The 25,051-nt window shown below is 67.2% G+C and carries 26 protein-coding genes and 1 pseudogene; 11 read left to right on the plus strand and 16 right to left on the minus strand.

Translation table 11 applies throughout. From position 1 onward, the window contains the following. Positions 1 to 228 precede the first annotated feature (228 nt). Positions 229 to 1,848, minus strand: coding sequence for a DHA2 family efflux MFS transporter permease subunit (locus WU80_RS08470; RefSeq protein WP_055401752.1), 1,620 nt, complete (start codon positions 1,846 to 1,848; stop codon positions 229 to 231). A gap of 125 nt (positions 1,849 to 1,973) precedes the next feature. Here WU80_RS08470 and WU80_RS08475 point away from each other — a divergent pair, with 125 nt between their 5' ends. Together WU80_RS08475 and WU80_RS08480 are read left to right on the plus strand one after the other, a co-directional pair. Continuing rightward, positions 1,974 to 2,678, plus strand: coding sequence for a DUF2334 domain-containing protein (locus tag WU80_RS08475; protein ID WP_055401754.1), 705 nt, complete (start codon positions 1,974 to 1,976; stop codon positions 2,676 to 2,678). Between the two features lie 48 nt (positions 2,679 to 2,726). Continuing rightward, on the plus strand, positions 2,727 to 4,394 hold the full coding sequence (locus WU80_RS08480) for an FAD-binding dehydrogenase (protein WP_055401756.1): 1,668 nt from the start codon (positions 2,727 to 2,729) through the stop codon (positions 4,392 to 4,394). A 20-nt stretch (positions 4,395 to 4,414) separates the two neighbouring features. Here WU80_RS08480 and WU80_RS08485 read toward each other — a convergent pair whose 3' ends face one another. After that, a complete protein-coding gene (locus WU80_RS08485; RefSeq protein ID WP_055401758.1) occupies positions 4,415 to 5,053 on the minus strand; it encodes an MBL fold metallo-hydrolase in 639 nt (212 codons plus the stop codon). Here WU80_RS08485 and WU80_RS08490 point away from each other — a divergent pair. From WU80_RS08490 to purQ, 3 genes and pseudogenes are all read left to right on the plus strand, one after another. Further along, positions 5,030 to 5,766 (plus strand): annotated as a pseudogene (locus WU80_RS08490) (ATPase). The gene WU80_RS08485 and the pseudogene WU80_RS08490 sit on opposite strands and share 24 nt — an antisense overlap. Before the next feature lie 61 nt (positions 5,767 to 5,827). Beyond that, entirely contained in the window at positions 5,828 to 6,067 is a 240-nt protein-coding gene (gene purS / locus WU80_RS08495) for a phosphoribosylformylglycinamidine synthase subunit PurS (RefSeq protein WP_055401763.1), read from the plus strand. Beyond that, a complete protein-coding gene (purQ, locus tag WU80_RS08500; protein WP_055401765.1) occupies positions 6,064 to 6,738 on the plus strand; it encodes a phosphoribosylformylglycinamidine synthase subunit PurQ in 675 nt (224 codons plus the stop codon). The genes purS and purQ overlap by 4 nt, the downstream gene beginning before the upstream one ends. On the opposite strand, the gene WU80_RS08505 is transcribed toward purQ, so the two are convergent. The 3 genes from WU80_RS08505 to WU80_RS08515 all read right to left on the minus strand — a co-directional run bounded on the left by WU80_RS08505 (position 6,735) and on the right by WU80_RS08515 (position 9,627). Further along, complete coding sequence (locus WU80_RS08505) at positions 6,735 to 8,114, minus strand: wax ester/triacylglycerol synthase family O-acyltransferase (RefSeq protein WP_197281176.1); 1,380 nt, start codon at positions 8,112 to 8,114, stop codon at positions 6,735 to 6,737. The two genes, purQ and WU80_RS08505, sit on opposite strands and share 4 nt — an antisense overlap. An 88-nt stretch (positions 8,115 to 8,202) precedes the next feature. Further along, entirely contained in the window at positions 8,203 to 9,018 is an 816-nt protein-coding gene (locus WU80_RS08510; RefSeq protein ID WP_055401769.1) for a lysophospholipid acyltransferase family protein, read from the minus strand. Between the two features lie 132 nt (positions 9,019 to 9,150). Beyond that, positions 9,151 to 9,627 carry a hypothetical protein gene (locus WU80_RS08515; RefSeq protein WP_055401771.1) on the minus strand — a complete coding sequence of 159 codons (477 nt, stop codon included), beginning with the start codon at positions 9,625 to 9,627 and terminating at the stop codon, positions 9,151 to 9,153. Positions 9,628 to 9,803: 176 nt separating this feature from the next. On the opposite strand from WU80_RS08515, the gene WU80_RS08520 reads away from it, so the two are divergent. Then, positions 9,804 to 10,211 carry a VOC family protein gene (locus WU80_RS08520; protein WP_055401773.1) on the plus strand — a complete coding sequence of 136 codons (408 nt, stop codon included), beginning with the start codon at positions 9,804 to 9,806 and terminating at the stop codon, positions 10,209 to 10,211. Positions 10,212 to 10,310: 99 nt separating this feature from the next. Here the strand turns inward: WU80_RS08520 and WU80_RS08525 are convergent, their stop codons facing one another. The 7 genes from WU80_RS08525 to WU80_RS08555 all read right to left on the minus strand — a co-directional run bounded on the left by WU80_RS08525 (position 10,311) and on the right by WU80_RS08555 (position 16,443). Beyond that, positions 10,311 to 11,762 carry an NAD(P)/FAD-dependent oxidoreductase gene (locus WU80_RS08525; RefSeq protein WP_055401775.1) on the minus strand — a complete coding sequence of 484 codons (1,452 nt, stop codon included), beginning with the start codon at positions 11,760 to 11,762 and terminating at the stop codon, positions 10,311 to 10,313. A 25-nt stretch (positions 11,763 to 11,787) separates the two neighbouring features. Beyond that, positions 11,788 to 12,468 (minus strand): haloacid dehalogenase type II, encoded by a 681-nt coding sequence (locus tag WU80_RS08530; protein WP_055401777.1) that lies wholly within the window; start codon positions 12,466 to 12,468, stop codon positions 11,788 to 11,790. A 2-nt stretch (positions 12,469 to 12,470) separates the two neighbouring features. Further along, on the minus strand, positions 12,471 to 13,034 hold the full coding sequence (locus WU80_RS08535) for a TMEM175 family protein (RefSeq protein WP_055401807.1): 564 nt from the start codon (positions 13,032 to 13,034) through the stop codon (positions 12,471 to 12,473). A 29-nt stretch (positions 13,035 to 13,063) separates the two neighbouring features. Beyond that, positions 13,064 to 13,987: a DUF427 domain-containing protein gene (locus WU80_RS08540; protein ID WP_082459797.1), complete on the minus strand. Its 924-nt coding sequence runs from the start codon at positions 13,985 to 13,987 to the stop codon at positions 13,064 to 13,066. Positions 13,988 to 14,143: 156 nt separating this feature from the next. Beyond that, the gene (locus WU80_RS08545; protein ID WP_055401778.1) at positions 14,144 to 14,818 is read right to left on the minus strand and encodes a TetR/AcrR family transcriptional regulator; all 675 of its coding nucleotides are present in this window, start codon (positions 14,816 to 14,818) and stop codon (positions 14,144 to 14,146) included. Further along, on the minus strand, positions 14,815 to 15,504 hold the full coding sequence (locus WU80_RS08550) for a TetR/AcrR family transcriptional regulator (protein ID WP_055401780.1): 690 nt from the start codon (positions 15,502 to 15,504) through the stop codon (positions 14,815 to 14,817). The genes WU80_RS08545 and WU80_RS08550 overlap by 4 nt, the downstream gene beginning before the upstream one ends. A gap of 66 nt (positions 15,505 to 15,570) precedes the next feature. Beyond that, the gene (locus tag WU80_RS08555) at positions 15,571 to 16,443 is read right to left on the minus strand and encodes an alpha/beta fold hydrolase (RefSeq protein WP_055401782.1); all 873 of its coding nucleotides are present in this window, start codon (positions 16,441 to 16,443) and stop codon (positions 15,571 to 15,573) included. A gap of 169 nt (positions 16,444 to 16,612) precedes the next feature. Here WU80_RS08555 and WU80_RS08560 point away from each other — a divergent pair, with 169 nt between their 5' ends. Continuing rightward, positions 16,613 to 18,307, plus strand: a complete 1,695-nt coding sequence (locus WU80_RS08560; RefSeq protein ID WP_055401784.1) for an MOSC and FAD-binding oxidoreductase domain-containing protein — start codon at positions 16,613 to 16,615, stop codon at positions 18,305 to 18,307. 63 nt (positions 18,308 to 18,370) lie between these two features. On the opposite strand, the gene WU80_RS08565 is transcribed toward WU80_RS08560, so the two are convergent. Both WU80_RS08565 and WU80_RS08570 read right to left on the minus strand, forming a co-directional pair. After that, on the minus strand, positions 18,371 to 19,168 hold the full coding sequence (locus tag WU80_RS08565) for a family 1 encapsulin nanocompartment shell protein (RefSeq protein ID WP_055401786.1): 798 nt from the start codon (positions 19,166 to 19,168) through the stop codon (positions 18,371 to 18,373). Further along, positions 19,165 to 20,175 carry a Dyp-type peroxidase gene (locus WU80_RS08570; RefSeq protein WP_055401787.1) on the minus strand — a complete coding sequence of 337 codons (1,011 nt, stop codon included), beginning with the start codon at positions 20,173 to 20,175 and terminating at the stop codon, positions 19,165 to 19,167. Before WU80_RS08570 ends, WU80_RS08565 begins: the two co-directional genes overlap by 4 nt. 166 nt (positions 20,176 to 20,341) lie before the next feature. Here WU80_RS08570 and WU80_RS08575 point away from each other — a divergent pair, with 166 nt between their 5' ends. Next, a complete protein-coding gene (locus tag WU80_RS08575; protein WP_082459798.1) occupies positions 20,342 to 21,604 on the plus strand; it encodes a M18 family aminopeptidase in 1,263 nt (420 codons plus the stop codon). 20 nt (positions 21,605 to 21,624) lie between these two features. On the opposite strand, the gene WU80_RS08580 is transcribed toward WU80_RS08575, so the two are convergent. Continuing rightward, positions 21,625 to 21,993 carry a DoxX family protein gene (locus WU80_RS08580; RefSeq protein ID WP_055401790.1) on the minus strand — a complete coding sequence of 123 codons (369 nt, stop codon included), beginning with the start codon at positions 21,991 to 21,993 and terminating at the stop codon, positions 21,625 to 21,627. Between the two features lie 43 nt (positions 21,994 to 22,036). Next, positions 22,037 to 22,486, minus strand: a complete 450-nt coding sequence (locus WU80_RS08585; protein WP_055401792.1) for a nitroreductase family deazaflavin-dependent oxidoreductase — start codon at positions 22,484 to 22,486, stop codon at positions 22,037 to 22,039. 181 nt (positions 22,487 to 22,667) lie between these two features. On the opposite strand from WU80_RS08585, the gene WU80_RS08590 reads away from it, so the two are divergent. The 3 genes from WU80_RS08590 (at position 22,668) to WU80_RS08600 (ending at position 25,031) form a co-directional block, all read left to right on the plus strand. After that, positions 22,668 to 23,099: a hypothetical protein gene (locus WU80_RS08590; protein WP_197281177.1), complete on the plus strand. Its 432-nt coding sequence runs from the start codon at positions 22,668 to 22,670 to the stop codon at positions 23,097 to 23,099. After that, positions 23,086 to 24,615, plus strand: coding sequence for a multicopper oxidase family protein (locus WU80_RS08595; protein WP_055401794.1), 1,530 nt, complete (start codon positions 23,086 to 23,088; stop codon positions 24,613 to 24,615). Before WU80_RS08590 ends, WU80_RS08595 begins: the two co-directional genes overlap by 14 nt. Before the next feature lie 68 nt (positions 24,616 to 24,683). After that, on the plus strand, positions 24,684 to 25,031 hold the full coding sequence (locus tag WU80_RS08600) for a VOC family protein (RefSeq protein WP_055401811.1): 348 nt from the start codon (positions 24,684 to 24,686) through the stop codon (positions 25,029 to 25,031). Positions 25,032 to 25,051 lie beyond the last annotated feature (20 nt).

Below are 25,051 nucleotides of genomic sequence, written 5' to 3' on the forward strand. Positions count from 1 at the left end.
TTTTGCCGCCAGCGCCGGCTCAGGTTCTCAGCTCGACCGACGAATCCGTACCCGTGAGCTGTTTGGAAAACGACCCGAGACCCTTGCACCGATCGTCGTAGCGATCGGCGGCGGCGCCCCCCGAAGCAACGGCCCGCGCTACCCGCTTGATGTTTGCGCGTGCTTCACCATACCCGCTTCGAGTGCCCGCGCCGGTGAGTTCGCCGGCGCGATCGGAAGTTGGCGGCGCTATCCCGCCACTGTCTGGGTTGCCGGCTGCTTCGGAAGAAACGACGCCGGGATAAACGTGGTCAACACCAAGACGACCGCCACCACGAATACCGCCGTGTACGCGTGGGCGAGGTCGTGCAGCAGGTGGGCCGAGAAGTCGGGGGCCAGTGTCTGCCGCGGAACGGCCGCGGTATCGACCGGGAGGTTGAGGCGGGCGGCGCTCTCCTGCAACGCCGCCAGTTTGTTCGCGGCGACGATGTTGTCACTCCGGATGAACTGGTTGGTCAGGATCATCGACATCAGCGCGGTGCCCATCGAGCCGCCCACCTGATGGCTGACGCTCATCAGCGTCGTTCCGCGGGCGATCTGGTGGGGGGCGAGCGCCTGCACCGCCGCGACGGACAGCGGCATCATGGTGCAACCCATGCCAAGGCCCATGATCGTCAGCGCGACGAGCAACGTGGGCGCGTAGTTGGCCTGCTTGGCGACGCCGACCGCGAAGGTGCCCAGGCCGGCAGTGATCAGCACGATGCCGACCAGCACGATCTTGCCCGGCCCCTGCCGGTCGACCAACGGCCCTGTCAGCCGCATCGTCAGCATGGCGCCGAGCCCCTGGGGAATCATGTGCACGCCCGCCTGCATCGGCGTCAGGTGCAGCGCCTGCTGGAAGTAGCTGGGCAGCAGCAGGGCGGCACCGAAGAAAGCGAGGGCGAACACCACCATCGCGATGTTGGCGTGGGTGAGCACCGGGTTGCGGAACAGGCGCAGGTCGATCAGGGGGTGATCGGCCCGGCGCCACGCGTGCGCGACGAAGGCGGCGATCAAGGCCAGGCCGGCGGCCGCGGGTATCAACACGTGGCGGTCGGCGACGGTGCCGCGGTACGGGACGGACGACACCGCGAACAGGAAGGTGGCCAGGCCGGGGGACAGCAGCAGGACCCCGACCACGTCGAACGTCTCCGACCGCGCCGGGTGGTCCCGGGGAAAGACGACCGCGGCGAGAACGATGGTGAGGACTCCGATCGGCAGGTTGATCAGGAAAATCCACCGCCAGCTCGACGTGCCGATGAGCCAGCCGCCCAGGATGGGGCCGCCGATCGGCGCCAGCAGCATCGGGATGCTCAGGATCGACATCAGTCGGCCTAGCCGCCGGGGACCCGCTTCGCGGGTCATGATCATGAAACCCAGCGGCAGCAGCATGCCGCCGCCGATGCCCTGCACTGCCCGAAAGACGATGAGCTGCAGGACGTTCGAGGCCAGCGCGCACAGCAGGGAGCCCAGTGTGAAGGCCAGCACGGAGCCCATGAAGAGCCGTTTGGTGCCGAAGCGATCGGCCGCCCACCCGGTGACCGGGATGACCGTGGCCAACGCCAGGGTGTAGCCGGTCATGGTCCAGGCGACGACGGCCTGCGAGGAGGCGAACTGGTCGATGAAGGTGCGTTGCGCGACGCTGACGACGGTGACGTCGATGATCGCCATGACGGTGGCCAGGATGCACACGCCGGATATCCGCAACAGTCCGGCGTCGAGCTTGTCGGGATAGTCCCGCTCGCCCGCACCCAGCTGCGGGGCGGGGACGTAGGGCAGCGGGGTGTCGGCCGCTGCGTACGGGGCCTGATCCATGGCGTTGCTTAGCATATCGAACCGATCGCATTCCCCGACCTCTGGGAACCGTTTGCTGTGCCTTAGGGCGGGTACCGATATACGCCTGCCGTCTGCGTGTCCTTCACCATTCCGACACCTGAGATCGTCAAACTGCGGGTGTGGCTGGAAAATTGATCGTCTCGGTCTCGGGGATAGGCGAACGCACCCTCGGTGACGTCGAGGCGTTCTGCGCGCAAATGGATGCCCGCAACGTCCCGGTGTCGCTGTTGGTGGCTCCCCGGCTCAGCGGTGACTACCGCCTCGACCGCGACCCGGGCACCGTCGAATGGCTGACCAACCGGCGATCGGCCGGCGACGCCATCGTGCTGCACGGCTACGACGACGCGGCCACCAAGAAGCGCCGCGGCGAATTCGCCATCCTTCGGGCCCACGAGGCCAACCTGCGGCTGATGGCCGCCGACCGGGTGCTCGAGCACCTTGGGCTGCGCACCCGGCTGTTCGCCGCGCCTGGCTGGGTGGTGTCCCCAGGCGTCGTCAAGGCGTTGCCGGACAACGGCTTTCGGCTTCTGGCCGACCTGCACGGGATCACCGACCTGGTTCGGCACAGCACCGTGCGTTCCCGCGTGCTCGGCATCGGGGAGGGCTTTCTCACCGAACCGTGGTGGTGCCGCATGGTGGTGCTGTCCGCCGAACGGATCGCCCGCCGCGGCGGCGTGGTGCGGGTCGCCGTTGCCGCCCGCCACCTGCGCAAACCGGGCCCGCTGCAGGCGATGGTGGACGCCGTCGATCTGTCGTTGATGCACGGCTGCGCACCGACGGTGTACCGCTGGGTGCGCGACAAGGCGATCCTCGACGCGGCCTGACGAAGCGTCCCCTCGAGCCCGCGGGCTCGGGCACTACCCTGGTCCGACATGAGCGATTCTTCGGCCGCGGTGTTCGGCGCCGACGCCATCATCGTCGGAGCCGGACTCGCGGGGTTGGTGGCGGCGTGTGAACTTGTGGACCGCGGGCTCCGGGTGCTGATTCTCGACCAGGAGAACAGCGCGAACCTGGGCGGGCAGGCCTTTTGGTCGTTCGGCGGCCTGTTCTTCGTCGACAGCCCCGAGCAGCGCCGGCTGGGCATCCGGGACAGCCACGAACTCGCCCTGCAGGACTGGCTGGGCACCGCGGCGTTCGATCGGCCCGAGGACTATTGGCCGCGCCAATGGGCGCACGCCTACGTCGATTTCGCGGCGGGCGAGAAGCGCCGTTGGCTGAGCGACTGGGGGCTCAAGATTTTTCCGCTGGTCGGCTGGGCCGAGCGCGGCGGTTACGACGCGCAGGGGCATGGCAATTCGGTGCCGCGCTTCCACATCACCTGGGGGACCGGCCCCGCGCTGGTCGAGATCTTCGCCCGTCAGCTGCGGGACCGCTCGACGGTGCGCTTCGCGCACCGCCACCAGGTCGACGAGCTGATCGTCGAGGGTGGGGCGGTGACCGGCGTCCGGGGCACCGTGCTGGAGCCCTCGGCCGCTCCCCGGGGGGTGCCTTCCTCACGAACGGCGTTGGGGCAGTTCGAGTTCCGTGCGCCCGCGGTGGTCGTCACCAGCGGGGGCATCGGCGGCAACCACGAGCTGGTGCGCAAGAATTGGCCCAAGCGGATGGGCCGCATTCCCGAGCAGTTGCTCAGTGGTGTGCCCGCGCACGTCGACGGCAGGATGATCGGCATCTCGCAGCGTGCCGGCGCGCGGGTGATCAATCCCGACCGGATGTGGCATTACACCGAGGGCATCACGAACTACGACCCGATCTGGCCGCTGCATGGAATTCGCATCATTCCCGGGCCGTCGTCGCTGTGGCTCGACGCGACCGGCAAGCGGTTGCCGGTGCCGTTGTACCCCGGCTTCGATACCCTTGGCACACTGGAGCACATCACCAAATCCGGGTTCGACTACACGTGGTTTGTGCTGAACGCCAGGATCATCGAGAAGGAGTTCGCGCTGTCCGGGCAGGAGCAGAACCCGGATCTGACCGGGCGCAGCGTGCTCGAGTTGCTGCGCAACCGTGCCCGCTCTGGCCCCCCGGGGCCGGTGCAGGCGTTCGTCGACCGCGGAGCGGACTTCGTCAGCGCAAAATCGTTGCGGGAGTTGGTGACCGCGATGAACAAGCTGCCGGGCGTGTCGCCGCTGGATTACGCCACCGTCGAGGGCGAGGTGACCGCCCGCGACCGCGAGGTGGCCAACAAGTACAGCAAGGACGGCCAGATCACCGCGATCCGCGCCGCGCGCGGGTATCTGGGCGACCGGCTGGGGCGGGTCGTGGCCCCGCACCGGCTGACCGATCCGAAGGCGGGGCCGATGATCGCGGTAAAGTTGCACATCCTGACCCGAAAAACGTTGGGCGGCATAGAAACCGACCTGGCCGCCCGCGTGCTGAAGGCCGACGGCACGCCGCTGGCCGGGTTGTACGCCGCCGGCGAGGTGGCCGGGTTCGGCGGCGGCGGCGTGCACGGCTACCGCGCCCTGGAGGGCACCTTTCTGGGCGGGTGCATCTTCTCCGGGCGGGCCGCGGGGCGCGGCGTCGCCGACGACATTGCTTAGCCGCTTTGTGTCTGCTCGCGCTAGAAGGTGACCGCGTCCTCTTCGGGCAGTACCTGAAAGTCGGTGGTGGTCATCTCGGTCAGCCGGCCGTAGTAGATGCCCCGCGCGTCCGGGGCGATGATCCCTTGGTGGATGGGCACGGCGCGCTCGGGTGCCACCGCTCGCAGGTAGTCGACGGCCTCGGAGATCTTCATCCACGGGGCGGCCGCCGGCGTAGCCAAAACGTCCACCGGCTCGTCGGGCACGAACAGCGCATCGCCGGGATGCATCAGCCGGGCGCGATGGCCGCCGTCGCCCACGAGAAACGAAATGTTTTCTATCACAGGGATTTCCGGGTGGATGACGGCGTGTTTGCCGCCGACGGCGCGCACTGTCAGCTCGCCGATCTGCAGCTCGTCGCCCACGTGCACCGCCTGGCACGGCGCGCCCAGCTGGGCGGTGGTTTGCGGATCGGCGTACAGGGCGGCGCCCGGATTGCCCTCGAGAAGGGCCGGCAGGCGGGCGACGTCGACGTGGTCGGGGTGCTGATGGGTGATCAGGATGGCCGACAGCCCCGTTATGCCCTCGAAGCCGTGCGCGAAGGTTCCCGGATCGAAGAGCACGCGCGTGTGGTCAAATTCTGCAAGTAGACAGGAGTGGCCGAAATGCGTCAGTTGCATGTTTACGATTGTGCCCTGACGGGAGAGTGATGCCGATGCGGGTGATCCTGGCGGCCATGGTGGTGGTCGGCGGCCTCGCGTTCGCTTTCATCGTCGTGGTGCCCGCGCATGCCGAGCCCCAGGCCTGCCCACCCGTGTGCGACCAGGTCCCCGACTCCGCGTGGATCCCGCGCCGCGCCATTCCGCTGGACGCGGTCTACGGCTGGCCCGCGCTGGCGAACGTGGCGGTGCAGGTGACCGGGGCGACGCCCGGCCCGCGATTCCGGTTCGAGGAGCTCTGTTCCGCACCCCCGGTGCCGCGCGACCCCCGCGACTCGGCGGTCGTGGCCCGCGCGACGGTGGCCCACCCGGACGGTCAGTGGGAGCTGCAGGCGCAGATCCTGCACTGGCGCGGCGACACGGCCAACGGCGGCGCCATCGCGGCGTCGGTATTCAGCAATGCCGTCGCCACGCTGCGCACCTGCCAGCAACGGGCGCCGCTGCAGTCACCATCGATCACCAGCGACGACACGACTCGGATGGCGGGCGTGATCAGCGGTCCCGTGGTCATGCACACCTACCTGATCGCCCACCCGGCGAGCAGCACGATCAGCGAACTGACCCTCTGGTCGTCGGGTCCGCCGCAGGTCCCGTGGCCGGCGATGGCGGACGACTCGGTGCTGAACGCCATGACCGCACCCCTGTGTGACGCCTACATTGCCTCGTGCCCGTAACGGCCGAGCTGCGGTTTCGCCGGTAGAGTTGGCCCGGAAACAAACCTGAGGAGGAGCGCCGGTGGGCCGGGTAGTCGTTCACGTGATGCCCAAAGCGGAGATTCTCGACCCGCAGGGTCAGGCGATTGTCGGCGCCCTGGGCCGACTCGGTCATCCGGGGATCTCAGATGTCAGGCAGGGCAAGAGATTCGAACTAGAGGTGGACGACACGGTTGACGACTCGGCGCTGGCCGAGATAGCGGAATCGCTGTTGGCGAACACCGTGATCGAAGACTGGACGATCAGCCGGGAGAAGCAGTGACGGCACGAATCGGCATCATCACCTTCCCCGGGACCCTGGACGACGTCGACGCCGCCCGCGCGGCACGCCGTGTCGGCGCCGAGGCGGTCAGCCTGTGGCACGCCGACGCCGACCTCAAGGGCGTCGACGCCGTGGTGGTGCCCGGCGGCTTCTCCTATGGCGATTACCTGCGGGCCGGCGCCATCGCCCGCTTCGCGCCCGTGATGGGCGAGGTGGTGGCCGCCGCCCATCGGGGCATGCCAGTGTTGGGCATTTGCAACGGATTTCAGGTGCTTTGCGAGGCCGGATTGCTGCCCGGCGCCTTGACCCGGAACGTGGGTTTGCACTTTGTCTGCCGTGACGTGTGGCTGCGGGTGGCGTCCACCTCGACGGCGTGGACGTCGCGCTTCGAACCCGACGCGGACCTGCTGGTGCCGCTGAAGTCCGGCGAGGGCCGCTACGTCGCCCCCGCCGACGTGGTCGAGGAACTAGAGGGCGAAGGCCGGGTGGTGTTCCGCTACCACGAGAACATCAACGGCTCGCTGCATGACATCGCGGGCGTCAGTTCCGCCAACGGCCGCGTCGTCGGGCTGATGCCCCATCCCGAGCACGCCATCGAGGCGTTGACGGGGCCCTCCGACGACGGCCTGGGCCTGTTCTATTCGGTGCTGGACGCCGCCCTTTCGGTCTAGGCGCGGATTCCCGCGGCGGCCCGCAACTCGGCGAACGCCGCGCTGATGGCATCCGTGGCCTCGTGCGGGTCGTCGAAGGTCCGGTCGTCGGTGAGCACGGCCACGCCCAACTGGTCGACGTAGCTCCACACGGTGATGTTGACCGGGGCGCCCGGTGAGAGCACGCCGGTCGAGTAGATCTCGCTGACCGCGGCGCCGCCGAAATGTCCCCGCTCGCGCGGTCCGACCACGCTGGAGACCGCGACGTTCATCAACTTGTTCGGGGCATCGCGCCGACCCAGCCAGCGGAAGGCCGCTGGGGCGACCGCGGTCGGCAGGTAACCCATCATCCGGCCGTAGAGCTGCGGGCCCAGGATCTCGTGGTCTTCCTTGGCAATTCGGGTCGCCAGCGCCACCAGCCGGGCCCGCTCGGCGGGATCATCGACGTGCACCGGCAACGAGATCATCAGACCGCTGATCTCGTTGCCGGTGATCCGGTCCGACTTGTCCGTGGCCGTCGGCACCGACGCGATGAGCGGCCGGTCCGCGGTGCCGTCGTAGGCCAGCAACAGCGTCCGCAGGCCGCCGGCCGCCATCGTCAGAATTGCGTCGTTGACGGTGATTCCCAGCGCCTTGGCCGTGGCCTTCACGTCGGCGAGTGGCAGTGTGGCGCTGGCGAATCGACGCTGGGGCGACACCACGTGGTTCAGGAACGTCGGTGGGGCGTCGAACGCGTCGGCCAGATCCGGGTGGGTTCCGCGTTCCTTGGAGCGCCGGCGCACCCGCGCCATTCCGACCGCTGCGTCCCGAATCAGACCCGGCAGTTCGGTGATCTGCCGAACATGGTCCCGCGCGGCGGCCCGCAACAGGTCGGCCCGCGAGGCGGTGACGCCCGCTTCGTCGTTCTCGCGTTCGTCGGTCGGGGCGTCCTCGAGATCCATCGCGCGCGCCAGCAGGTTGACCGATGCCACCCCGTCGGCCAGCGCGTGATGAACCTTGCCCACCAAGGCGAACCGCCCGCCGGCGAGTCCCTCGGCGAAGTGAAACTCCCAGAGCGGGCGGTCGCGGTCGAGCGGCGTCGAGGCGATCCGGCCGATCACCTCGTCGAGTTCTCGACGGCCGCCCGGCGCGGGCACCTGCACCCGGCGCAGGTGGTAGTCGAGGTCGACCTCGCAGTCCTCCTGCCACATCGGGTGATGCAGCTGCCAGGGAATGTCAACGAGCTTGTAGCGCAACGGCTCCAGCAGGTGCAGCCGGCGGCGCACGTGACCGCGGAACGCCTCGAAACCGAACTCCGAATCACCGGGGTCGATGACGGCCACTTTCAATGTGTGCGTGTGCAGGTTGGGCGTCTCGCTGTAGAGCAGCATGGCGTCCATGCCATTGAGTCTTTTCACGCGCCACCTCTCCCCGCCGGCGCTGGAATCAGCTTGTGGTGTAGAGGCTTTCGCATGGCGTGCAGGCCCGGGCCATCGGTGGTGTCGGTCAGCCGAGGATGGGGAGCCGGCGCGCAGCGGCGAGTCGCTTGAGCGCCGCCTCCATGACGGCGCGCACGTGCGCGTCCACCTCGTCGACGTCGGGGTTGTCACCGAACTGGTCGACGACGTCGATCGGTTCGAGCACCTCGGTGACGATCTTGGCGGGCAGCGGCAGGTTGGGCGGGAAGACCACGCTGAGGCCGAACGGGAACCCGAAGCTGACCGGCAGGATGTCCATGCGCGCCTTGGTCAGGCCCAATTTGCGCGCCATCCAGTTGCCGCGGGTCAAGAAGAGCTGAGTTTCCTGGGCACCGATCGAAACCGTGGGCACGATCGGCACCCCGGCCTCGATGGCCGTCCGCACGTAGCCGGTGCGGCCGTTGAAGTCGATGGTGTTGGCGCTGAAGGTGGGCCGGTAGGAGTCGTAGTCGCCGCCCGGGAAGACCAGCACCACCGCGCCGGAATGCAGGGCGGCGGCGGCGTTTTCGCGGCTGGCCTCGATGACCCCAAGGCGGCGCAGCCAGCCGTCCAGGGGACCCAGGAAGAGGCCGTAGTGGCCCAGCGTGTAGACGGGGCGGTCGTAACCGAATCTCTCGTAGAACGCCGGGGAGAAGATCAACACGTCCGGGGTCAGCATGCCGCCGGAGTGGTTGGACACCACCAGCGCTCCACCGGAGGAGGGGACGTTGTCGATGTTGCGCACCTCGGCCCGGTACCACCGTTTGATGACCGGTCCGATTGCCCTGACGACCTGCTCGGTGAAGGCCGGATCCCACTTGGTGGTCTGCTGGTTGTCGGCCACCTCAACCCCGTTGCCCTTCATGGCTCCCCGCTGTCGTGTTCCCGCCATTTGCCGTGGATTGCCGATGTGACGCAGATCTCAAACCCGCCGCCTGCACAACATAGGTTACTCTCCAAAAAGGAGAATGTCATATCCGTTTGCTGGGACGCCGGGTCACCCGGCGTCGCGCACCAGGGGGTGCGCCGTAGGCAGTTCGGCGGCGGGGCTCAAGTCGCCGAAGAGGTCGATCGCGTCCGCGATCGTGCGGTCGACAAAGGCGCTGAAATCTTCGAAGGAAACGGTGTCGCGGATCCAGTGCGACCTGCGCGCCACTACGCCGATCCGTTGCGGGTCGGAGGACCCGTGCACGATCGCGGTCACCTCGCGCTCCTGGCGGTTCCACGTATCCGAGAAATGCGTCAGCCACGGGCGTTCGGAGGCAGGGAAAAAGCAGGCCGGCATCACCCGAATGATCAGCACGTCGCCGTGCTCGGGTGAGATCTCGAGATGCACGTGCAGGCGCCTCGAGGCGGACGAGTGGGCGTTGGCGACGAAGAAGTATTCACCGTCGTGGTGGCCACGGAAGTAGCGTCGCCCGCGGGTGCGCAGGTAACGCTCGACCAGTTCCACGCAGGTGGGCTCTTTCGCCATGAAAACATGCTGCGGCCAGTGGCTTTGCGGATGCTGGGAGACAGGCCATGAGGCACCGAAGAATCAGTTGAGAATTTGCTGAGCGGGGGCTGCTCCTCGACACGACCGAGGGCGGCGGGCGGTCGCTCGGATTACCCTGACGCCAACGATTTCGTCCAGCCGCAGGGGAGCCGAGCATGGGGTTCGGGGTGGAGCGCATCGATCACGTCGTGCTGAACTGCAAAGACGTCCAGCAGACCGCGGCCTGGTACGAGCGGGTGCTCGGCATGCGGCGAGAGACATTCGGCTCGTCCGGCCGGATCGCTCTGCGGTTCGGGGATCAGAAACTCAATCTGCGGCCGGTCGGTGCCCTGGCCGACGATCCGGACTGGGTCACCGGAGCCGTGGAAGCCGCCGGTTCGGAGGATTTGTGCTTCATCACCCGAAGCAACCCCGATGAGGTGCGCGCCCACCTGCTCGAGTGCGGCGTCCACATCGTCGCGGGTCCGGTGACCAAAACCGGTGCCCTGGGATCGATGACCTCGCACTATTGCCGCGACGTCGACGGGAATCTGGTCGAGATCGCCGTCTATCCCTCTGATTGAGCGGTCTTGATGCCGAGGTCCAGGGTGCGCCCGATCGCGGGCCGCTGCAGGGGCCGCTTCATCGAAGTCCGGGTGGAAGCCGACTGCGGTGGCCATGCGTCAGTTATCGTCCGTGGCATCCCGATACGCCTCGAGGAGCCGCAGCCACAGCTCGCTGACAGTGGGGAAGCAGGGCACGGCGTGCCATAACCGTTCGATCGGCACCTCGCCCGCGACAGCGATGGTGGCGGAATGGAGAATTTCAGTAACTCCCGGCCCAACCAGCGTGACCCCGAGCAGGTGGTTGCGCTCGAGGTCCACCACCATGCGCGCCCGTCCCGCGTAGCCGTCCGCGTATAGCTTCGCGCCGGTCACGGTGTCGCCGATCTGCACATCGACGGTTCGCACCCGATGCCCCGCCTGTTCGGCTTGCTGGGCCGTCAGGCCGACCGCGGCGGCTTCGGGGACGGTGAAGAAGGCCTGCGGCACGGCGTAGTGGTCGGCGGTGGTTGCGTGCCGGCCCCACGGCGCGGTGTCCACCGGGGCGCCCGCGGCCCGCGCTCCGATGGCCGCTCCCGCGATGCGGCCCTGATATTTCCCCTGATGTGTCAGCAGGGCCCGGTGATTGACGTCGCCCGCGGCGTAGAGCCAACCGTCTTCGATGGCCCGCACTCGGCAGGTGTCGTCGACGTCGAGCCAGTCGCCGGGTGTCAGCCCAACGGTGTGCAGGCCAATATCATCGGTGAATGGTGCGCGACCCGTCGCGAAAAGCACTTCGTTGACCACCAATTCGGAGCCATCGTCCAATTCGAGGGTCACCTCCGCACCCTCGGGCCGGCGCAGCGTGCGCACCGATACGCCGACGCGCACGTCCACGCCCGCATCGGCGAGGCCACGGCCGATGAGCTCACCGACGAAGGGCTCCATCCGCGGTAGCAGGCCCGAGCCACGCGCAAGGAGGGTCACCTGAGATCCCAATCCGCGCCAGGCAGTCGCCATTTCGACGCCTACGCCGCCGGCACCCACCACCGCGAGCCGCTCGGGGACCGAACTGCTTTCGGTGGCTTGGCGGTTGGTCCACGGCCTCGCCTCGTCGATGCCGGGCAAGTCGGGCAAGAGGGGCCGGCTTCCGGTGCAGATCACGACGGCGTGCCGCGCGGTCAGCACGGACGTCGCTCCGTCGGACGCGGTGACCGCGACTCGCCGGGCGCCGTCCAATCGGCCATGGCCGCGCACCAGGGTGGCGCCGATTCCACCCACCCAGCCGGCCTGGCCGGTGTCGTCCCAGTCGGTGACGTAGCGGTTGCGGCGGCCGAAGACCCCCGCAATGCCGATGGACCCGCTGACCGCCTCCCGCGCGCCGTCGACTTGGCGGGCCTCCGAGATGGCAATCACCGGACGCAGCAAGGCTTTACTGGGCACGCAGGCCCAGTAAGAACACTCGCCGCCGACGAGTTCGCGCTCGACCATGGCGACACTCAGGCCTGCGGCCCGGGCACGCTCTGCGGCGTTCTGCCCGATCGGCCCGGCGCCGAGCACAACGACGTCATAACCCGATTCTTCGTGTGCCATCGTTCGCGGTCCTCCCCGGTTGTCCTCAGTGGTCGATCAGCTGCGCGGCCAGCTGGCGCAGGTCGCCCGCCACCAGGTCCGGTTGGGGCAGTCCGTCGACGGGCAGCGGCGGATTGCCGGGCCGCGCAATGAGCGCCCCGCCGAAGCCGACACTCTGGGCGCCAAGGGTGTCCCATACGTGGGCGGCCACCATCATGCAGTCGGCCGGGGCAACTTCGAGCGTCTCGCACGCATACCGATACACGGCGGGCGACGGCTTGAAGGCGCGGCAGGCATCGACACTCAACTGGTGCTCGAAAAATTCGGCCAGCCCGGAACTCTGCAGCGCCGTAGGACCATCCGGGTTGGGCGGCGAATTGGTCAGGGTGACCAGACGAAAACCGTTGTCTTTCAACGTGGCGAGGCCCTCCGCCGCGTCCGGGTGGGCCGGCATCGTGAGCAAGCCGGTCTTCAGGCGGTGCACGTCATCGTCGGAGACGGCCGCGCCGTGGATATCGCCGACCATGCGGAACACACCTTGGGCCAGCGTGGAGAAGTCCACATAGCGGTCCGCCAATGTCGCGGACATCGAATACATGACCAGCTGGGCGAACCACTCGCGGAGCACCCGCTGATCGCCGAACAATTCGGTGAAAAGCGGTGCGAGTGACTCGATGTCGACCAACGTTTCGTTGACGTCGAAAACCAGGACGGAGGGTACGCGCATGGTTACGGCTTGTCCTTTTTCAAAGTGGGAGCATCCGGCCGCAGATACCCGATCAAACACAAACAAATCAAAGCCATCCCCACAAAGGGCCACCAAAGCGCGGCCACGCCGGCCGTTGTGAAGATGCCGATCGTGATGAATGATCTCATCCGCAATAACCGGCGCATTCGATCCGTGACGTCTTCAGGGGCGGGCCGGTCGACCACTTCCCAGCAGAGTGCGAGATAGGTGATGTTTACGAGCACGAACACGAACGCATATGAGGCCACGGGGGCGGCGGCCAACCTACTGTCGGCGATCCACTCGGTCGTTATCGGGATAAGCGAGACCGAGAACAAGTGTGCGAAGTTCGACCACACCAGCCGCGGCGTCGCCAGCTCCGCATAGCCGAACAGGTGATGATGGTTGACCCATACGATGGCGATGAACAAATAGCTGACGACGTAGCTCAGGCCGGTGGGCCATAGCGGGATGAGGGCGCTGAAGCTGTGGGCGGTGGGCGGCTTGAGCTCCAGCACCAAGATCGTGATGAGCACCGCGAATACGCCGTCGGAGAACGCTCCCACCCGATCCGGACTGGTGCTCCGCCCGACCACTACGCCTGCCCGGACGATTGGTGGTTGCGTTCCTGCAGCACCCCACCATTGCCCTCGGCACCGTGAAAATCAGAGACCTCTTCGGTGTCGAGCCCCCGGTCGACGCCGTGGGGAATGACGGTCTGGCCAGGCTCGAGCCGCAACTGATTGCCGTCGAGGTAGACGTCGATCTTGTCCGGTTCGAAGGACACCAAGTCGCCAACTCGTATCACCTCGCGCCAGGCGTTCCGGTACGACCACGCCGCCCGCTTGCGGTCTCCGATATCGTAGTAGGAGCAGATCCCCTTGTATGGGCAAAACGTCTGCTTGTCAACCAGTTCGAGGGCAGACTCGTCGACGTCCTCGCGGGGCACGTACCAGCGTGGAGCGAATCCGGATTCGTACAAGGCTAGTGGGTGCTTGGTATCGGCAATCACTCGGTCGCCGTTTCGGGCGATGAGATGCCGTGAAGTGGAACGGATATCGATCCGATGATAGGCATCGGCAGCGTGCCCGACGATACGCTCGTTCTCTTCGTAGAAGGCGTCCATGGCGCGCCAAGCGAATGCGAGGCGCCCGTCGAGTACCGAAGCGTGCGGTGGCAGCGCGGTGTGCTGCCACGCCGCACGGTTCGCCTCTCGCTCCGCGACTTTGACGGTGAACCACCGGGTGTCGCCTAGGTCCTGGTGCTGCGTGAGCCTTTCCTCGGCCACCAGGGCTCCGGCCTCGATATCGCCGCGCGGGAAGTAGGCGACCGGATAACGCCCCGGCTCGTGTAACAGGATCACGTCTTGGCTGTCGGCTACCCACGTGTCGGCGAGGCGAACTCGCATGCGCCTCCTGAGCGGTTCGACGTACAACAGTCGCGCCGGCAACGGCTGTGCAGTCAGAAAGTGACCGACCGGTCCCGTGGCGAGCGGACCCTGCTGCCATGCCAGCCCCATCTCCATCCCCTCTGTTCAACGACACCCCTGCGGAAACCAATCTCCCTGCGTCACAGGGACATCCATTGGAGAACCGTGAGCCGCCAACGACGTACTGGGCCAACCAACCCATTTAGTATGGGCTAGTCATCCCATTCTGTCCAGCGGCGAGTGACCTCACTCGGATCGGGATTGGCCCCTGGTCCGCTTCGAAGCGGCTCGGCCCTTCGGCTTCTGCGTTCCGAAGGAGCGGACGTAGTCGACGCCGGCGTTGACGGCGGCCCGCAGCGGCTCAGGATCTCCGGTGGCGTACGTCAACATCGCGCCGCCCTGGTGCGCGACGACCAACGATACCGCCAGGTGCCGCGGATCGGCGTCGGGGCGCAGGTCGCCGCGCCGGCGCATCGCCGTAAGACCGGTCTCGAACAGCTCGATCCACAGGTCATACCCGGCGGAGAGATCGTCGTGAATTTCGTCGTCGGCGTCGATCAATTCGCCCGCCAACGAACCGTACACGCAACCGCCGACCCGGTACACCGTCTCGACGGCGGCGACGCAGGCGTCCGCCCAGGCCTGCAGTTCGGCGAAGCTGTCGAGGGCGCCCAGCGGCGGCTGGGTGTGGAAGGCCCGCACGTCCTCGCGGCGGGTGGCAACGACCTGACGGATCAGATCCCGTTTGTCCCGGAAGTAGTGCCCGATCTGTGACCCGCCCACTCCGGCCGCTCGCCGTACCTGGTCGATGCTCGTGTTGGCGACGCCCCGCTCGAACATGAGTCGCGCGGCAGCGTCGACTATTCGCGCCCGGGTCGCCATGCCCTTGCGGGTGAATTGTGCTGGGCTGCGGTCACTCACGTGGCGCTCCTGGCGCGTCGTCGCGGACGCCGCGCAGGTCTGGGTACCCGCTCGTCGGGGTCGGTGGCGAACGTGCGCAGGTAATTGACCGCGAAGCGAACGGCGTCGGCATGCGGCCACTCCTCCCGGTAGGTGAAGGCCAGGGTGCCACCGCCCTGATGGGCGGCGACGATGACCGTCGCCAACCGTCGTGGGTCGGCAGCAGCGACCAAGACGCCGTCATCTTTCATCCGCTGGATCGCCTCCTCGAGCAGGTCGATCCACTGCCGATAACCGGTCGCCAGCGTTTCACGCGTCGGGTCGTCGGACTTCGCCAGTTGGGCGGCAAGGGCGTGGTAAGTGGGCGTGCCGAAAAACCCGATGCGCCGCAGGTATCGCATGTTGAGGTCACCCCACCGCTCGAAGTCGTCGAGCGACGCCAGCCCTCCGAGTTTGGGCTGCCGGTGAAAGTCGAGGACCACCCCAATCTGGCGCCGGAGAACCGCGCGAATAAGTGCGGCCTTGTCGGCGAAATAATGGGCAAGTTGGGAACCGCTGACCGATGCCGCCCTGCGGACGTTCTCCATGTTCGCCTCGGACAGGCCCTCGGTGACGATCAGTTGGGCGGCCGCTTCCACGATGCGATCCCGGGTGGCGCGCCCCTTGGCGGTCAACCGTTGTTCGTCCTGAACCTCGGGATGGGCCATCGCGTCAGGCTAACCCGCGGGCGCTCCGAACTCTGGGATATCCAACCCATTGATACCGCTGGTTGGTCAGGCGGCAATGCCTGCCTTGTCGAGGAAGCCGCGGATCACCCCGGCGACCTCGTCCAGTGCGGACTCCAGCAGGAAGTGGCCGCCGTCGAGCAAACGGATCTCGGCATTGGGGAGGTCGTCGGCGAACGCCGTGGCACCGGCTGGGCCGAAGATCTCGTCGCCACGGCCCCACACCGCCAGCAGCGGGACCTGGCTGGCGCGAAAGTATTCGTGCAGGCGCGGATAGAGCGGCGCGTTGGTTGCATAGTCCCGCAACAGTTTCAGCTGCACCAGGTCATTGCCCGGTCGCGATATGAGCGCGTAGTCGTGGTGCCAGGATTCGGGGTCGACGAGGGTCTCGTCGGGAACGCCGGTGACGTATTGCCACCGGGTGGCATCGAGCGTGAGGAACTGCCGGACCGCGGCCTCAGTATCGGGCGTCTGCTCGCTCTGGTAAGCCCGCACGATTTCCCAGAAGCTTTTGACGAATCCCGCGTTGTAGCCGTTGCCGTTCTGAGAGACGATCGCCGTGATCGACGAGGGGTCGCGCAGCGCGAGCCGCCAGCCGATCGGCGCTCCGTAATCCTGGACGTACATCGCGTAGGGGCCGACATCGAGCGCGCGCAGCAATTCGGCGGTGAGGTCGGTCAGCGCGTCGAAGGTGTAGTCGAATTCCCGCACGGACGGCGCGTCGGAAAGCCCGAAGCCTAGGTGATCCGGTGCGATGACGTGGTAGCGGTCGGCGAGCGCCGGGAGCAGATGACGGAACATGTAGGAGCTGGTCGGAAACCCGTGCAACAGCACCAGCGCGGGCGCGTTCGGGTGGCCCGCTTGCCGGAAGAAGAGCCGGTGACCGTCGACGCTGGCGTATCGATGGTGGACTGCAGGCATGGTTCCCCCTTTGGGGTTTTCACCCTCGAAACGCTGACAACTATGGGTTATGCAACCCAGTATGCACCAGAGCAGGCCTCGTGCAACAGCCCCACCTCGGGTTGCCCTTCCGGCAGGAGGAGAATATTCTGGGCTGGCTATCCCACTTGCCGGGCCCGGAGGTGACACCGTGGGCAAGCTGGTCTCGGTGAACGTCGGCTTGCCGAAAAGCGTGCAGTGGCACGACAAGACCGTCTACACCGGGATCTGGAAAACACCGGTCGACGGGCCGGTCATGGTGCGCCGACTGAACATCGACGGCGACGGCCAGGGCGATCTAGCCGGCCATGGTGGTGAGCAGCGCGCCGTCATGGTGTACCAGACCGAGTCGTACGACTTCTGGAAGGACTACTTGGGTCGCGACGACCTAGTACCCGGCCACTTCGGGGAGAACTTCACGGTCACCGGGCTGCCCGACGACGATGTGTGCATCGGCGACCGCTACCGGATCGGCGACGCCGAGTTCGAAGTCACCCAGCCGCGCGTCACCTGCTTTCGCGTCGGCCTGCGGATGGACGAACCCAGGATGCCGAGCCTGCTTGTGTCGCAACGTCGCCCGGGCTTCTACTTCCGGGTGATCACCGAGGGACTAGTCCGCGCGGGTGACGACATCGTGCGGACCCGACGCGGTCCCCACGAGCTCAGCGTCGCTGATGTCGACGCGTTGTTGTATTTGCCGCACCGGGATGTCGGCCTGCTGCCCAAGGCTGTCGACGTCCCCGCGCTCAGCCCCGGCTGGCAGCAATCCTTTCGCGACCTGCTGGAGCAGGAATCGGCGACCGAGGTACCGCTAAATCCCCCGGCGTGGGCGGGGTTTCGTCCCCTGCGCGTCAGCGCGGTACGCCGGGAAAGCCCACAGGTGATGTCCATCCAACTGGACAGCAACGACCATGTCGCTTTGCCACCGCCGCTACCCGGGCAATACCTGACCGTGCGAGTTCCCGCCGGTACGCCGGCACCGCTGCGCAGCTACTCCCTGTCCGGAGAGCCCGGCGCGGGGCAGTACCGCATCAGCGTCAAACGCGAAGAGCACGGTCTGGTGAGCCGCTGGCTGCACGAGCACATCGCGGTTGGCTCCGTTCTCGAGGCCGCCGCCCCGCGGGGCGACTTCTACCTCACCGATGGCGACGGCCCGGTGTTGCTGATGTCGGCGGGAATCGGGATCACCCCGGTCTTGGCGATGCTGCATGCGCTCGCGGCTACCGGCAGCGACCGCGACATCTGGTGGGTGCACACCGCCCGCGATCAGCAAACGCAAGCATTCGCGGCCGAAGTCGCCGGCCTGATCGAATCGCTGCCGGGTTCGCGACAGACGGTCTTCTACACACAATCACAGGGGCGGTTAAACCAATCGGCGATTGCGACGCTCGGCATCCCGGCCGATGCCATGGCATACCTCTGCGGCCCAACCCAATTCATGACCGACATGCGCGAGGCCCTGACGGCCGGCGGTCTTGACCCCGAGCGCATCCATAGCGAACTCTTCGGTGCGCTGCCGCCGATCAACCCGGGCATCGTCGACGACGCCCCCCGCCAGCCGCCACATCTTCCGGCGGGACCACCGGGAACGGGCCCGTCGATCACGTTTGCCCGCAGCGGTTTGACGGTCACCTGGTCACCGCAATACGGAAGCATCCTCGAGTTGGCCGAAGCCTGCGACGTGCCCACCCGGTTCTCCTGCCGAAGCGGCGTCTGTCACGTGTGTGTCACCGGGGTCGTCGCCGGAAGTGCCGCCTACGTTCAGCAACCGTTGGAGCCGCCCGAGCAGGGGACGGTGCTCATCTGCTCGGCCGCGCCAGAGGGCGATCTGGTACTCGACTTGTAGCGAAAGCGGTGCATCAGTAGCTCGTTGCCTCGCCGTAAGCAGTCGCCCGCTCGCGGTTATTCCTCACGACGTTAGCGGGACCGACGCCTCCGCGGTGTAGCACAGGAAGGTCAACGTCTCCTGCAGATACAGCTGAACGGTGTCCGCATCATGGCTGGTGTATCCGATCGAGACGTCCGTCCCCAGCTGCAGATCGAAGTCGCCACCGCGGGTGGTCAGCACGAAGGCACCGTCGATGGCCGGCGCCCAGATGATGTCCCCGGGGACCAGCCGGTCGATGTGCTCGAGGATCGGATAGCCGTGTTCGGTGGTCTCGCTGACTTTCGTGTAGACGTCGGCGGACAGCAGCACCGAATACGGGCCGTCGACGCCGGCCAGCCGCAACTCGGAAATGGCCTGGGTGATGACGTCGGGAATCTCGCGTGGATCGGCCGGCAGGGTCAGCGCCTTGTTCGAGCTGGCGGACCGGATGCCCTCGATCGAGGCGGCGGCGTATCCCTCGAAGATGGCGCGGTCTTCCACGAACGCCAGCTTCTTGGCGGCCTCCTTGACCGGGTCCCAGTCGGAGTCCTGGGCGCCCCGTTCGACGTTGTCGATCTCGTAACGCGACAGGGTGAACGGAACGCGAAGCCGGACAAGGGGTTTACTCGCTCGCACGTGAGCCTCGACGCCTTCGGAGGGCGAAGCGATGTCGATCAATCGCCCGGTGCTGACGCCGGCGGTGACCGGCCCGCCCGGCTCGCTGACGTCGACCACCCGCCGCCCGGCGACATGGCGTTTGAAGGTCCGGGCCGCCTCGGTCTCGATTTCCTCCCAAGCGGCGTCGGTGACCGGTGCCAGGTCGCGGTAGAGGTTGTTCATGAAGCTGTTCCTTTCAGGCTGCCGATCGCAAGTGAGCCGTTTTGTGCCGCAGGTGTTTCCGCCACCGGCGCTGCCGGAAGTGGCGGTGGATCGTCGAGGAAGTCGACGGTTGGGGAGAAGAACAGACCGCCGGTGACCGCGGTGGAAAATTCCAGGATGCGGTCGGTGTTGCCGGGCGGGTCGCCCAGAAACATGTTGCGCAGCAGGCGTTCGGTGACCCGTGGCGTACGGGAATACCCGATGAAGTAGGTGCCGTACTCGCCCTTGCCGAGTTCACCGAACGGCATGTTGTGCCGCACGATCTTCAACTCGGTGCCGTCCTCGTCGGTGATGACGTTGAGGGCGATGTGGGAGTTGGCCGGCTTCTCGTCGTCGTCGAGTTCGAGGTTTTCCAGCTTCGTGCGGCCGATCACCAATTCCTGCTCGTTGACGGATAACGAGTTCCACGAAGACATCTCGTGCAGATACTTCTGCACGTGCACGTAGCACGAGCCTTCGAATTCGGGATCCTCGGCGCCGATGGCGGTGGCGCTGACGGCCAGCGGGCCGTCCGGGTTTTCGGTGCCGTCGACGAAGCCCAACAGGTCGCGGTTGTCGAAATAGCGGAATCCGTGCACCTCGTCGACGACGGTGACGGCGCCCGCCATCGACCGCAGGATGCGGTCGGCCAACTCGAAGCAGACGTCCAGGCTCTCGGCCCGGATGTGAAACAGTAGGTCCCCCGGCGTGGCCGGGGCGGTGTGCTGCGGGCCCGTCAGTTCGACGAACGGGTGCAACTCGGCGGGGCGCGGCCCCGAGAACAAACGATCCCAGGCGTGCGAGCCGATGGAGGCGATGGCCGACAACCGTTTCGGCGGCTCGCGAAACCCGATCGCGCGCACCAGCCCGGAAATGTCGGGCAGCGCATCATGCACCGTGGCTTCTCCGCCCTCGTCGATGGTCACCACCAGGAAGACCGCCGCGGGCGTCAACGGCTCGAGGATCGGCTGCGGCTGGACGGGAGGCACATGGGCGACCCTAGCGTGGCGACGGTGAGCGCCGGAAGGGCGCGATCAAGGAGCCGCGCAATGGGACCTAGCGTGGCGACGGTGAGCGCCGGAAGGGCGCGATCAAGGAGCCGCGCAATGGGACCTAGCGTGGCGACGGTGAGCGCCGGAAGCCATGATGATCATCATGTCGGCCAGCGCCGCAGGCCTCTGCGATTTCATCGACGCTTCTCCGTCGCCATTTCACGTCTGCGCCACGGTGGCCGCGCGGCTGACGGCCGCCGGGTACATCGAACTGAGCGAGGCTAAACGCTGGCCGGAGGAACCGGGCCGCTACTTCACGGTGCGGGCCGGCTCGCTGGTCGCCTGGAATTCCGAGGGGGCCGACGGTCCGTTCCGCATCGTCGGCGCGCACACCGACAGCCCGAACCTGCGGGTCAAGCAGCACCCGGACCGGGTGGTCGCCGGTTGGCGCGTGGTGGCGCTCGAGCCCTACGGCGGGGCGTGGCTGAACTCCTGGCTCGATCGCGACCTGGGTATCAGCGGACGGTTGTCGCTGCGCGCCGGCGCCGGGATCGAGCACCGGCTGGTCCGGATCGACGAGCCGATTCTGCGGGTGCCGCAGCTGGCCATTCACCTCGCGGAGGACCGCAAATCGCTGACGCTGGATCCGCAGCGGCACGTCAACGCGGTCTGGGGCGTCGGTGCGGACACCAAGTCGTTTGTCGACTCCGTCGCCGAACGCGCCGGGGTGGACCCGACCGGCGTGCTCGCCGCCGATCTGATGACCCACGACCTGACCCCGTCGACCATCGTCGGCGCCGGCGGCGACCTGCTCAGCGCGCCCCGGCTGGACAACCAAGCCAGTTGTTACGCGGGGATGGAGGCGCTGTTGGCCGCCGGGCCGCGGGGTTTCCTGCCCGTGTTGGTGCTCTTCGACCACGAGGAGGTCGGGTCCTCCTCCGACCATGGCGCCCAGTCAGACCTGCTCGGCACGGTTCTGGAGCGGATCGTGCTCGCGGCCGGCGGCACCCGCGAGGATTTCCTGCGTCGGCTGCCCGACTCGTTGCTGGCGTCGGCCGACATGGCGCACGCCACGCACCCCAACTACCCCGAGCGGCACGAGCCCGGCCACCTGATCGAGGCCAACGCCGGGCCGGTGCTCAAGGTTCACCCGAACCTGCGTTACGCCACCGACGGACGGACCGCCGCGGCCTTCGCGCTGGCCTGCCAGCAGGCCGGGGTCGCGCTGCAGCGTTACGAGCATCGCGCCGACCTGCCTTGCGGGTCGACGATCGGGCCGCTGGCCTCGGCGCGGACCGGCATCCCCACCGTCGACGTGGGCGCCGCGCAGCTGGCGATGCACTCGGCACGGGAGTTGATGGGCGCCGAGGACGTGGCCGCGTACTCGGCGGCGATGCGCGCGTTCTTTTCGCCTGAGCCTTCGTGAGCCGATAGAGCCCAGCGGTTCTAGATGTACACCGGGTGGGCGACCGCCGTGAGCGCGAAGGTCGCGGCGTTGAGGGCGAGCAGGAATCCGGCGAATGCGAACTGGCCGGAGATATCGTTGGCGAGCACATGGGTGTACATCGCGCAGACGAAGAAGATGATCAGTCCGGCCGCCGCGGCGATGCCGATGGGCGGAATCCATAGGCCGGCGATAAGCCCAAGGGCGCCCAGGGTTTTCATGGTGCCGATGGGAAACGTCAGCCACGACACCGGCACCCCGGCCCGCTGCATGGGCGGGATGATCGGTGCGAAGTGGACCAGCGCGCTCACGCCGGAGAATCCGTTGAGACCGATGGCAAAGATTGTCACGACGAGGTATGCGGCGTGCATGTTGCTTCCTTTAGTGGTCGATCAATCGGGGCATCGCCCGGCGTCAGTTCGCGGGGATCGGGTCTAGCCGGAACACGGCGATGCGGCCGGCCAGCGCTTCGACCTCTTCCGGATTGCCCTGACGCACCAGGCCGGAACGTTTCAGGAACCCGACGCCGATCGGCACTTCGATCGGATATTGGCGCAATACCGGGCGGGCTTGCTCGGCGGTCAGCTCGGTTATGGCGACGCGCCGCGTCTTTCGGCCCCTGCCGAGCGTTCCCGTCCCGGCGGCGCGGGCGTTGAGCGCCCAATCGGCGCCGGGGAATCCCGCCACGGCATAGAGCTGGCCGTCGAGCGTGAACGGTGTCATCGGGGTGCTGCGCGGTCGGCCCGTTTTGCGTCCCGGCACGGTCAAAACCATGGGTGGCCCGGTAGGTATGCCGAGCCTTTGCATGGCGATCATGAACTTGTTCATCGGCTTCAGCCAGCGCGGGGGCGTCGGGTTCGACATCACTGCTCCTTCTGCGTATCCCGTTGCGGTGGGCCCGGAATCGGTTGAACCGGGTCACCAGCAACCCGCATACAAGGACGGGTCAGCGGCGCCGGAAGTTACACATGCGGGCGTAACTTTTTGCCGGCCCGTCTCGTCGTCAATTCCTGAGTAGTCCGACGACGACTTACGGAGGAAGACCATGACAGACGCAAAAGGGCACGGCCGACGCTGGCCCCGCGTGGTCGCCCGTGCCATTAGCGCGACCTTGGCAGTCCTCGCGGTGGCCCAAGCCGTGTTCGCCGGCAGTTTCCTCGGCGGGCAGTACAACGCGTTGCTGCTGCACTCGGCCGGCGCGAAAGTGACCACGGTGCTTTCCGTCGTTCAGGTGGCGGTGCTGGTGATCGTGAACCGGACGGGCGGGCCGCGATGGCCGATAGCGGTAGGGGCGCTGGTGACCATCCTCTTCGTCGCCGAGTTCGCCTCTGGCGAATTGCGGCTGACGGGCCTACACGTTCCGCTCGGGGTGCTGTTGATCGTGGGAATCCTTCAGCTGACGGCATCGGTATGGCGCTTGCCGCTGACCGCGCCCTCGCCGTCACGACGCCCGGATGTGATTCGTGAATCGGCGTAGCGCGTTGCGGCTGGGAGCCGCCGCGACGGGGATCGGATTCGTCGCGACCAGTTGGCCGTTGGCCGGCGCGCTGTTGGGCTCCGCGGAGCCGGGGCGGCTCCTGCGCAGTCAGGCCAGAGTGCCCGACCGCTATCAAGTCCCTTTGCCGATCCCGGAGGAGTTGGCGCCGGTGAGCACCGATGCCCTCACCGACTACTACGAGATCACCCAGCAGGTCACGCAATTGCGCATCCTGCCCGGGTTGACCACTGCCGCATGGACTTACAACACGAGCTTTCCCGGCCCCACCATCACTTCACGATCCGGGAGGCGCACCGTCGTGCGGCACCGCAACGCCCTGCCGGCACCGGTTGTGGTGCACCTGCACGGCGGGCACACCCCGGAAGACCACGACGGGTACCCGACCGACTTCATCCTTCCGCAGTCCGGTCAAACGGCCGCCGAGGACATGGCCCGCAATAGCGTCGTCGGACAGCGCGAATACGTCTATCCGATGAACCAGCGCGCCGCGACGTTGTGGTACCACGACCACCGCATGGGCTATACCGGTGCCGCTGTGTGGCGCGGCCTGGCCGGATTCCACCTGGTCCGTGACGACGAGGAAGACGCGTTGCCGTTGCCCCGCGGCGGGCGGGATATCCCGCTGATGATCACCGATCGTGCCTTCGCCGCCGATGGCTCTTTCCGATACCCGGCCGCCGGTGGCGGCGGGGTCACCGCCGACTACATGAACGGCGTCCTCGGCGACGTCATCCTGGTCAACGGTGCGCCGTGGCCGGTGCTGCAGACCGATCCCGCCCGTTACCGCCTGCGGCTACTGAACGCATCCAACGCCCGCCGCTACCGGCTGCAGCTGGACCCACAGCCCCCCGGCGGTTCGGGGCTGGTACAGATCGGCAGTGACGGTGGGCTGCTGGCGCGGCCCGTAGGCCACGACTACATCGACATCGCTCCGGCCGAACGCTTTGATGTTGTGGTTGATTTCAGCCGCTACCGGCGCGGAACCCGGGTGCGGCTGCTCAATCGGTTGGGTGCCGAAAGCACAAGTGAGGTCATGCGATTCGACGTCGTCGGAGCCGACCTTTCCGACGACGCCACCATCCCCGACCGGCTCAGCAGCGGGCTTCCGGGTCTCGACCGACACGGCGCCGTCGCCACCCGGACGTTCCTCTTCCGCCCGAACAGAGGCGGCGTGTGGACCATCAACGACCTGTCGTATCAGCCGGGCCGGCCCCTGGCTCGCCCCAAGCTCGGCACATGCGAAGTCTGGCGGTTCATCACCGAGCTCCACCACCCCGTCCACGTGCACCTGAACCCGTTCCGGGTGATCTCCCGCAACGACCGCGCGCCCGGTCGGTTCGACGCGGGCTGGAAGGACACCGTCGATGTCCGGCCTGCCGAAGCGGTCGAAGTCCTCACCCGGTTCACCGACTACACCGGCTCATACCTGCTGCACTGCCACAACCTCGAGCACGAGGACATGGCCATGATGGCCGACTTCCGCACCGTCGATTGACCCACCGGGTGCCGCTGGCCGGCACCGATCCCTTCAACTGCGCCGTCGCGAGGCCTAGGGTCGGCGGTATGGCGCTCAGCGTGGAGATGATCACCTTCGACTGCAGCAATCCCGCGCAACTGGCCGGCTGGTGGGCCGAGCAGTTCGGCGGGACGACGCAGGAACTGCTCGCCGACGAGTTCACCGTGGTGAGTCTGGCCGACGGTCCCCGCCTCGGATTCCAGAAGGTGCCCGACCCCACGCCGGGGAAGAACCGGCTGCACCTCGACTTCAGCGCCGCCGACGTCGACGGCGAGGCGTCGCGGCTGACGGCCGCCGGGGCCACCGAGGTAGGCCGGCACTCGTTCGGCGCCAATTTCCGCTGGGTGGTGCTGGCCGACCCCGAGGGCAACGTCTTCTGCGTGGTCGGTCAATAGCCGCCGCGGCGAGCCGACGG

The sequence above is a fragment of the Mycobacterium sp. UM_11 genome, from assembly GCF_001414075.1.
GTDB lineage: Bacteria > Actinomycetota > Actinomycetes > Mycobacteriales > Mycobacteriaceae > Mycobacterium.

What these genes read in the sequence shown, in the direction of transcription:
- WU80_RS08470 (WP_055401752.1), bottom strand. Translation starts at nt 1,848, where the DNA reads ATGCTAAGCAACGCCATGGATCAGGCCCCGTACGCAGCGGCCGACACC.
- WU80_RS08480 (WP_055401756.1), top strand. Translation starts at nt 2,727, where the DNA reads ATGAGCGATTCTTCGGCCGCGGTGTTCGGCGCCGACGCCATCATCGTC.
- WU80_RS08485 (WP_055401758.1), bottom strand. Translation starts at nt 5,053, where the DNA reads ATGCAACTGACGCATTTCGGCCACTCCTGTCTACTTGCAGAATTTGAC.
- WU80_RS08510 (WP_055401769.1), bottom strand. Translation starts at nt 9,018, where the DNA reads ATGAAGGGCAACGGGGTTGAGGTGGCCGACAACCAGCAGACCACCAAG.
- WU80_RS08515 (WP_055401771.1), bottom strand. Translation starts at nt 9,627, where the DNA reads ATGGCGAAAGAGCCCACCTGCGTGGAACTGGTCGAGCGTTACCTGCGC.
- WU80_RS08520 (WP_055401773.1), top strand. Translation starts at nt 9,804, where the DNA reads ATGGGGTTCGGGGTGGAGCGCATCGATCACGTCGTGCTGAACTGCAAA.
- WU80_RS08525 (WP_055401775.1), bottom strand. Translation starts at nt 11,762, where the DNA reads ATGGCACACGAAGAATCGGGTTATGACGTCGTTGTGCTCGGCGCCGGG.
- WU80_RS08530 (WP_055401777.1), bottom strand. Translation starts at nt 12,468, where the DNA reads ATGCGCGTACCCTCCGTCCTGGTTTTCGACGTCAACGAAACGTTGGTC.
- WU80_RS08540 (WP_082459797.1), bottom strand. Translation starts at nt 13,987, where the DNA reads ATGGGGCTGGCATGGCAGCAGGGTCCGCTCGCCACGGGACCGGTCGGT.
- WU80_RS08550 (WP_055401780.1), bottom strand. Translation starts at nt 15,504, where the DNA reads ATGGCCCATCCCGAGGTTCAGGACGAACAACGGTTGACCGCCAAGGGG.
- WU80_RS08555 (WP_055401782.1), bottom strand. Translation starts at nt 16,443, where the DNA reads ATGCCTGCAGTCCACCATCGATACGCCAGCGTCGACGGTCACCGGCTC.
- WU80_RS08565 (WP_055401786.1), bottom strand. Translation starts at nt 19,168, where the DNA reads ATGAACAACCTCTACCGCGACCTGGCACCGGTCACCGACGCCGCTTGG.
- WU80_RS08575 (WP_082459798.1), top strand. Translation starts at nt 20,342, where the DNA reads ATGTCGGCCAGCGCCGCAGGCCTCTGCGATTTCATCGACGCTTCTCCG.
- WU80_RS08580 (WP_055401790.1), bottom strand. Translation starts at nt 21,993, where the DNA reads ATGCACGCCGCATACCTCGTCGTGACAATCTTTGCCATCGGTCTCAAC.
- WU80_RS08585 (WP_055401792.1), bottom strand. Translation starts at nt 22,486, where the DNA reads ATGTCGAACCCGACGCCCCCGCGCTGGCTGAAGCCGATGAACAAGTTC.
- WU80_RS08590 (WP_197281177.1), top strand. Translation starts at nt 22,668, where the DNA reads ATGACAGACGCAAAAGGGCACGGCCGACGCTGGCCCCGCGTGGTCGCC.
- WU80_RS08600 (WP_055401811.1), top strand. Translation starts at nt 24,684, where the DNA reads ATGGCGCTCAGCGTGGAGATGATCACCTTCGACTGCAGCAATCCCGCG.